Source organism: Pseudoramibacter alactolyticus ATCC 23263, from assembly GCF_000185505.1.
Lineage (GTDB): Bacteria > Bacillota > Clostridia > Eubacteriales > Eubacteriaceae > Pseudoramibacter > Pseudoramibacter alactolyticus.
On the sequence record NZ_GL622359.1, the window covers coordinates 894446 to 901821 of the forward strand.

Annotated in this window: 7 protein-coding genes; all 7 read right to left on the reverse strand. The window is 42.1% G+C overall.

Annotated elements, in window-relative coordinates:
- Positions 1 to 525: 525 nt before the first annotated feature.
- Entirely contained in the window at positions 526 to 2262 is a 1737-nt protein-coding gene (locus tag HMPREF0721_RS04190) for an ABC transporter ATP-binding protein (protein ID WP_006598330.1), read from the reverse strand.
- On the reverse strand, positions 2259 to 3974 hold the full coding sequence (locus HMPREF0721_RS04195; RefSeq protein ID WP_006598331.1) for an ABC transporter ATP-binding protein: 1716 nt from the start codon (positions 3972 to 3974) through the stop codon (positions 2259 to 2261). Before HMPREF0721_RS04195 ends, HMPREF0721_RS04190 begins: the two co-directional genes overlap by 4 nt.
- The gene (locus tag HMPREF0721_RS12560) at positions 3965 to 5167 is read right to left on the reverse strand and encodes an ABC transporter ATP-binding protein (RefSeq protein ID WP_341349330.1); all 1203 of its coding nucleotides are present in this window, start codon (positions 5165 to 5167) and stop codon (positions 3965 to 3967) included. Before HMPREF0721_RS12560 ends, HMPREF0721_RS04195 begins: the two co-directional genes overlap by 10 nt.
- A gap of 17 nt (positions 5168 to 5184) precedes the next feature.
- Positions 5185 to 5412 carry an ATP-binding cassette domain-containing protein gene (locus tag HMPREF0721_RS12565; RefSeq protein WP_050786959.1) on the reverse strand — a complete coding sequence of 76 codons (228 nt, stop codon included), beginning with the start codon at positions 5410 to 5412 and terminating at the stop codon, positions 5185 to 5187.
- Between the two features lie 166 nt (positions 5413 to 5578).
- The gene (locus HMPREF0721_RS04210; protein WP_006598335.1) at positions 5579 to 6112 is read right to left on the reverse strand and encodes an energy-coupling factor transporter transmembrane component T family protein; all 534 of its coding nucleotides are present in this window, start codon (positions 6110 to 6112) and stop codon (positions 5579 to 5581) included.
- A gap of 1 nt (position 6113) precedes the next feature.
- Positions 6114 to 6689 (reverse strand): MptD family putative ECF transporter S component, encoded by a 576-nt coding sequence (locus HMPREF0721_RS04215; RefSeq protein ID WP_006598336.1) that lies wholly within the window; start codon positions 6687 to 6689, stop codon positions 6114 to 6116.
- A gap of 166 nt (positions 6690 to 6855) precedes the next feature.
- Positions 6856 to 7376 (reverse strand): helix-turn-helix domain-containing protein (locus HMPREF0721_RS04220; protein ID WP_006598337.1); only part of this gene is annotated, 521 nt, incomplete at its 5' end.

Below are 7376 nucleotides of genomic sequence, written 5' to 3' on the forward strand. Positions count from 1 at the left end.
GAACATAGAAATACCCCCAAGTAGGTTTTATATTTCGGTGTCCTACTTGGGGGGAGCATATCATAATACATCTTTGTGTGCTTATAGTTATTGCGCATACCGCTTCCCAATTCGTCAGCAGATCTTATCTACCTGAACACCTTCACAAGCGACAGATTTTTTGCGAACGGCTTAAATATTTTCATTCTCCCGTGTCCATGTGCATGATTGGCATTCTTGGTCGTAATCTTGTCCCATTTAATGACAAGCTTGAAGGTGTCGGCAAGCATAATCTGTAAATGGAAACGCTCGTAGTTAAATCGTTTGCCCGCAATGAGAACAAGCATGAATTCGAATGTATCCCAAAATGTTATAGCATTCAACTATTTATCTGTATTCAATCATTTATCATAGAACCTAACAACCTGACTCATAAGCTCCGACAAAGTGTCTTTCCTCTGTTTTTTAACTTTCGTTTCTACCATCTTTTATCACGATCGCTTTCTCTGAGATAAGACTTTCCGAATTCGATTCGATAAACCAACATTAATTAGTCACTTTCCATACAGCAGCCTTACTTTTCATTTCGATCAATGTTTTATATAAACCATCCTGATTTTTCAATTCCTCATGGGTGCCCATCTGCTCAATCTGTCCATGGTTCAGAACAATGATCTGGTCTGCGTTCTGGATGGTTGAAAGTTGATGAGCGATCATAATAATCGTTTTTCCTCCTGTGAGCTTTTCAATAGCCAACCTCAGTTTATCCTCATTCTCGGGATCAACATTTGCTGTCGCCTCATCAAAAAGAATGATTGGAGCATCCTTCAGCATGGCTCTGGCAATAGAAATTCTCTGCTTTTCTCCACCGGAAAGACTTGCTCCGCCTTCACCGATCATGGTGTTATATCCGTCCGGAAGGCTTACAATGAAGTCATGGCACATAGCACTCTTAGCCGCTTCAACCACCTTATCATGAGAAGCGTCCGGCATGCCGAATTTGATATTATTTTCTATGGTATCTTCAAAGAGATACACATGCTGGAATACCATTGAGATATTATTCATTAGTTCGGGGAGCGTGTATTCTTTAATGTCCCAGCCTCCAACCAAAACTTGTCCAGAGTTTGTATCCCAAAACCTAGCGATTAAATTACAGAAAGTCGTTTTCCCGCTGCCTGAAGGTCCTACAATGGCTGTCATTGTGTTTTCCTTCATCTCACAGCTAATGTTTTTTAAAACAGGCTTTTGATTATATGAGAAGTTCACGTGTTGAAAGCTGATATCATGTTTCTCCGGTGTCCGGTTTACAGTTCCTTCAGTGATCTCCGGAATCTGTTCAAAATAGTGCAGGCTGTCAATGGCATTTTCGGTGATTCTCAGCATGGCCATGGAACTTCCCGCCGCCTTAATGCCTTCAAAGATAACAAAGCTCGCGATCATGGACATGATGGTGTTGGCCAGGGACATTTCTCCGCCAAGATAGTATTTCGCTGCAGTAACGATGATTGCGCTGATTGCCGTTCCTATGGCAATACGTTGCAGGGCTATATAGGGCGTTATCATCTTTTCAAGCTGTGTATTTATTGTACAGTTTTCTTCAAAGGTGTTTTGGAGTGTTTTATTATTTTTCCCACCCAAATTGTAGGATTTGATCACCTGCATTCCCTGTGCCGTTTCAAGAACCTGTTTTGTCAAATGCATCTGCGTCTTTTCAATTTCTCCGGCATTTTTTCTTGATCGTTTCTCCATAAAGTAGGTGACAGCAAAAAACAGGATTATTCCAAGGGTCGCTATTAAACCAATCACTACATGAACATAAAATAAACCAAGCGTAAAGACAAAGGTATTCAGCAGTCCTCCCAGGACAAGCACCAGCAGCATAGGCACCTGCATTTCAATCTGGCTCAGTGTCGTCGTGCTCATGGTTGTGATCTTGCCAAGACTGAATTCGTTGAAAAAACCCATAGGCACCTTCTTCAGCTTGTTCCCGATATGAATCCTCTGATCTGCCGCCATAAAATACCCCGCATGCGTTTGCTCTAATTGCGACATGTATTGCATCACAATTTTCCCGATTAAGCTGATGATCAGGATTGCGGAAACAATGTAAACATCTTTCACCGAAAGCCCCCTGCCAAAGACTTTAAGCAGCATGTAATAGACAGCACCCATCTGCATGGCATTACATACGGCACATAGAAAACCAGTCAGAATAGAGTTTCTTATATTTGTCTGCTCTTTACCGGCAAAATTCCATATCTTTTTGAATACTGTAATCATCTGACCGCCTCCTTTACTGCCGCATTCCACAAAGACTGGTAGGCCTTTGATTTTTCTAAGAGTTCCTTGTGGCTTCCGCTGTTTTCAATCCTGCCTTTATCTACCACAAATATCTTATCCGCATTCACGATTGTCCTCAGTCTGTGAGCAATCAATATCAATGTTTTCCCTTTTACCAGACTGCTGATTGCTTCCTGCACGATGCTCTCATTTTCCGTATCCATATAGGATGTTGCCTCATCCAGAATGACAATCGGGGCATTCTTTAACATGGCCCTGGCGATGGCAATTCTTTGTCGTTCACCGCCGGATAGATGTCCGCCGCCTTCACCGGCGATAGTGTCATATCCGGCAGGCAGATTGCAGATAAAATCATGACAGCCTGATTGCTTTGCGATTTCCTCAACCTCAACATCGCTTGCCGACGGCTTTCCAATTCTGATGTTTTCGCGTATTGACAGAGCAAAAAGATAGTTATCCTGAGAAACATAAGAAATTATATCCGCAAGTTGTTCCAGCGGAAACTCTTTGATATTTCTCCCTCCGATTTTCACTTCTCCTGATTCAGGATTCCAGAAACCTGCAATCAGCTTCGTAATGGTTGACTTTCCGCTCCCGGATTCTCCGGCAAATGCAGAAACCTGATTTTCTTCGATGAATAAACTGACGTTATCCAAAACCTTTTTATCTTTAACATACGAGAAATTCACGTCTGTTAATTCGATGCGATTATCCTGTAGTTCGACAGGCGAATTGCCATGTTCGAGATCGGGAGAATCCAAAATCAGTCCTATTTCTTTTGTAATCGTACCGATTCTTGCCAAATCATCCATGTAGTTTGTAGCCGTGAGGATGTTCTCAATCGTTCCAAAAGAAAGAATGATGATCGTAATAAAGGATGTAATCGGCAGAGTTCCATTCATGTTGAAGCAAATACCGAGCGGTAATATTGTCAGCAGAGACATCGGGGATATTTTTCGATAAGCAGAAACCCCCAGCATTGTCTCTTTCATCCAGCCATAGTAGAAAGCAGCGTTGTCATAGACTGCATCACTGTACTTTTTATAGGAAGCGTCACTTTGGTTAAAGGTTTTTATCACTTCAATTCCATTGATATATTCTACAACCGCATTGTTCATCCCCTGATTGATTTCTACGGACTTCTGATAGTTTTTCCCGTAAGTGGCCATCACCGACTTCATACAGAACATTCCAATGAGAAGGGGAATCAGGGAAACTAACGCCAGCCGCCAGTCCAGGATCAGCATGTAAACAAATAAAACAATCGGTCCCAGGATATTTGCGGTCATCTCAGGGATAATGTGGGCCATCGTTGTTTCCATGGAATCCACTTGATCCACGATGATGTTTTTGAGCTTCCCGGACGGGATATTCATGATATTGCCCAGTGGCATATGGAACAGTTTAGCGGAAAGCTCTTCCCGGATTTCTTTCAGCGATTGGAAGGTCGCTTTATGGGAAACGGAAGTGGAGAAGACTGCAAAAACTTCCTTCAGGCTTAAGCAAGCCAGAAGTGCTATGCCTCTATATAAGTAAAACGAACCGTCTCTCTCATTGCCAATCAGGGCAACAATGATGTCGGCGAGCAGGAGATATGCAAATAAACCGGCTGTTACGCCCAAAATTGCCAGTAAAACAGCAAGCATATACTGATTTTTATTTTTTTGAATATACCTTTTGATTAATTCCATTGATTTCCCTCCCCATACAGCTTATTGAATTTAGCCTTCATTGCCTCTAAAGAAATGGGATACATTTGGGCTCTTTGATGATCAATTTCTATGATCGTATCGCAGCAGTTTAAAAGCATCTCGTAATCATGCGTAATCATGATTACAAGGACGCCTTGCTGCCTTAATTCGTCGATTATTCCTGAAAGAGCCTTCATGTTTGCGTAATCCAATCCCGACGTCGGCTCATCCAAAATACATACTTTTCTTTTTGATAACAGGCTTGACGCAAGACAAAGCCTTTGCTTCTCTCCGCCGGACAACACCTGTGGGTGCATAGCCCTATGCTCATACAGTCTCAGTTTTTTCAAGGCCTCATCGACTTCAGCATTGCTCACATTGCAGAAGAATCCAGCTTCTCTGGAAACAGTCTCGCAGAAGATTTGTCTTGTCACATCCTGCATAACATAGGAGCAGTTAGACATCTTCAGTTTTTGGCCATTCACGCAGATGTCCCCCTTGGTCTTAAGAAGTCCCAGCATGCCTTCAATCAACGTTGACTTTCCGCTTCCGTTCCTGCCGATAACTCCGATAACGCCTGCCATTCTGCTAAAATCATCCATGCGGATTTGAAACTGTTTGTTCCGGCAGCTAAGAAAGGATTTTGTGAAAATGGGAGTAGAGGATCTCCGATCTTCTTTATTCCTACTCTTAAAATCAAAGGATCGAATCCCCATCTCGTGTAATTCTTCCGGCTGCAAATCGAGAAATTCGCTTTTTGAGAATATCCCCTCTATTTTCCCGTTTCGGATCAGCACATATCTGTCAACCAGACTTTTGAGCCAATACATGCGGTGTTCACTCAGAATAATTGTTTTTCCACGATCCTTTAGCTGCACAAGCAATCGTTCCAGGTTTCCCACTTCCGCAACATCCAGGTTTGAGGTAGGCTCATCCAGCAAAAGGATTTGAGGATCCATAGCGAGAATGGAAGCGAGCGCAATCTTTTGGCGTTCACCGCCGGATAATTTGAAAATATTCCGATTAATTAGGGGGCCAAGCTCCATCTGTTCGATAATTCTGTCAATTCTTGCCGATATGTCTGCCTTATCCAAACCAAGGTTCTCACATCCAAAGATTAATTCTGCGCTTGTGTCCAGATTAAAAAACTGGGATTTCGGATTTTGAAACAGCGTTCCGATAGATCTGGAAATCTCCCCGGGGTCCTTCTCTAATAAATTTTCGTTATGAAAAAAATCTCTCCCGAAACCTCTGCTTCATAGTAATTTTTGGCAAGTCCGTTGATTGCTCTGATCAGACTCGTCTTCCCGCAGCCACTGGCTCCAATCAAAGCGACACATTCACCGCCTTTAACCGATAGATTGATATGTTGAATAGGCGGCTCTTTTTTGCTTTCATATTGTACCGATACGTTTTCTACGCGAAGCAAAGATTCCATAGAACAACCACCTTCTTCCAGCATAAAAGGATCAGAAACAAGATAATCAATACCCCGTCTATGAATTTAAATTCTGATTCCAATAGATAGGTCCGCTTATTTTTAGAATCAAATCCCCGGCAAATCGCCGCACTTGCCAGCTCATCCGTGGCGCGGGAACAGCTCATCAGTACAGGCACAACCAAATATTCCATCGCAGAGAACGGATGTCTAAAAAATACTTTTTGGTCAGTCCTTTTATCTTCAGCGCAGTCATGACATTACCGACAGTTTCCTGCACGGATGGAATGAACCGCATCATCACCACAAAAGGAATCTGGAAAGAAGCTGGAACTTTGAAGTGATGGAAACAAGCCATGAACTCCAAGCTGTTTGTCTCTTTAGAGAGAATATAGAAGCCCATGAGCGTTGGCAAAAATATTTTCCCGAATTTTGCCACAATAAACAAAATACCCGGCAGCCTAAAGGTGATAACCGCATAGTCGAGGATGGTAAAAACAAGGCTGACCAACAGAAATCTGCAGAATACGGAATACTTTTTGGTATTCAACAGCAGGAGAAGCATAATAGTGATGACAAGATTTTCCACGATCGTTTCTCCTGAACTCAGCATAATCATGGAGGCCAGAAAAAAGGCTGCAACTTTGCTTAGAGGATTCATCGGTACAAAGCTATCCTTGCAAAGTTGCAGCCCACTCATCTTATACAATCTCCGCCTTCTCAAAATGTTTCTTTAAAATCTTTCTGCCTAAAAAGGCCCTGATAAGACCGGAGATAAAAGCCAGAATAAATAAGCCGATTAACACTGTATTAGAAGCAATGGCGTTAACCGTGTCTGCATAGGCTTGTCCATAAAATTGAGCCAGTTTTGCCAGATAAGTTGCTCTGGCAACAAATATGATGCTGAAAGGGCTCATGATGCCGATTCCAAAAAATCCATAGGCCAAGGTGTACATGTTTTTTGATGAATATTTCCCAATAAATGCCAGGATTTCAGCAATAAGCCCCACGGCAATACAAACGGCCATGGGCAATATGGATGTGCTGATCATAATCAGGCTCATCAGAATGCTTAGGATGAGAAGAGCGCCCCTTTTCGGCACCTTCGTTACGTACAGGAAAAATATCGGGCCACCGATGATTGCTGTAATGCATGGTCCAAACAATTCCGTAATGGGGCTAAAGCTCATGATCGTCATCATAACAACAATAAAGACAATAAAGATGGCCGCAAAGGCGCCTGCAAAAATATAATCTTTGGTTTTAAAGTTTTTCATACTAAATTCCTCCCTGAAAATTAATTAGTTAGATTTTGCTAACTTTAATGGTGAAAAAATTAGCACTTATAGATCCAGTGCCTAATTCATCAACAATATTATTATATTGCGCTGTGGGAGGATGTCCTATGACCAGATGGGTTATTTTTTGCTCCAAATAGGCAAATCAGTCTTTCCTGAATTCACTCGGCGTTTTCCCGATAATCGTTTTAAAGGCTTTTGTGAATTTACTTTGATTTTCATAACCGGCTGTTTCAGAAATCTCCCCGATGCTTAAATCGGGCTTTCTGATTAGAAGCTCTGCGGCCTCCTTTATTCGGTTTTCTCTCATAAAGCTCCCGATGGCCTTTCCGGAAATATATTGAAAACAGATTTTTAAACCGGATTCAGATATGGCAAACATCCCTGCAAGTTCTTTTACATGAATCCATTCAAATGGGTGCTGCACAAGATAACCATAACAATCTTGTGTTGCTTCTAAAATCGGTCTTGAAAAGGAACAGGGTCTTTGTGTATCTTTCCTTTCCAGCGAACTTAAAAACAGAAGTAATTCCATCACCTTGATTAGACAGTACGGCTGCCGTATGTTTGCGTCGATCGTGTAGATTTCATTTAGAATATGATCGATTTCTTTTCTGGAGCGGATAATCAAAGAAGGCTCCCCATCCATACTGATATGCTCCCCCC

What these genes read in the sequence shown, in the direction of transcription:
- HMPREF0721_RS04190 (WP_006598330.1), bottom strand. Translation starts at nt 2,262, where the DNA reads ATGATTACAGTATTCAAAAAGATATGGAATTTTGCCGGTAAAGAGCAG.
- HMPREF0721_RS04195 (WP_006598331.1), bottom strand. Translation starts at nt 3,974, where the DNA reads ATGGAATTAATCAAAAGGTATATTCAAAAAAATAAAAATCAGTATATG.
- HMPREF0721_RS12565 (WP_050786959.1), bottom strand. Translation starts at nt 5,412, where the DNA reads ATGGAATCTTTGCTTCGCGTAGAAAACGTATCGGTACAATATGAAAGC.
- HMPREF0721_RS04210 (WP_006598335.1), bottom strand. Translation starts at nt 6,112, where the DNA reads ATGAGTGGGCTGCAACTTTGCAAGGATAGCTTTGTACCGATGAATCCT.
- HMPREF0721_RS04215 (WP_006598336.1), bottom strand. Translation starts at nt 6,689, where the DNA reads ATGAAAAACTTTAAAACCAAAGATTATATTTTTGCAGGCGCCTTTGCG.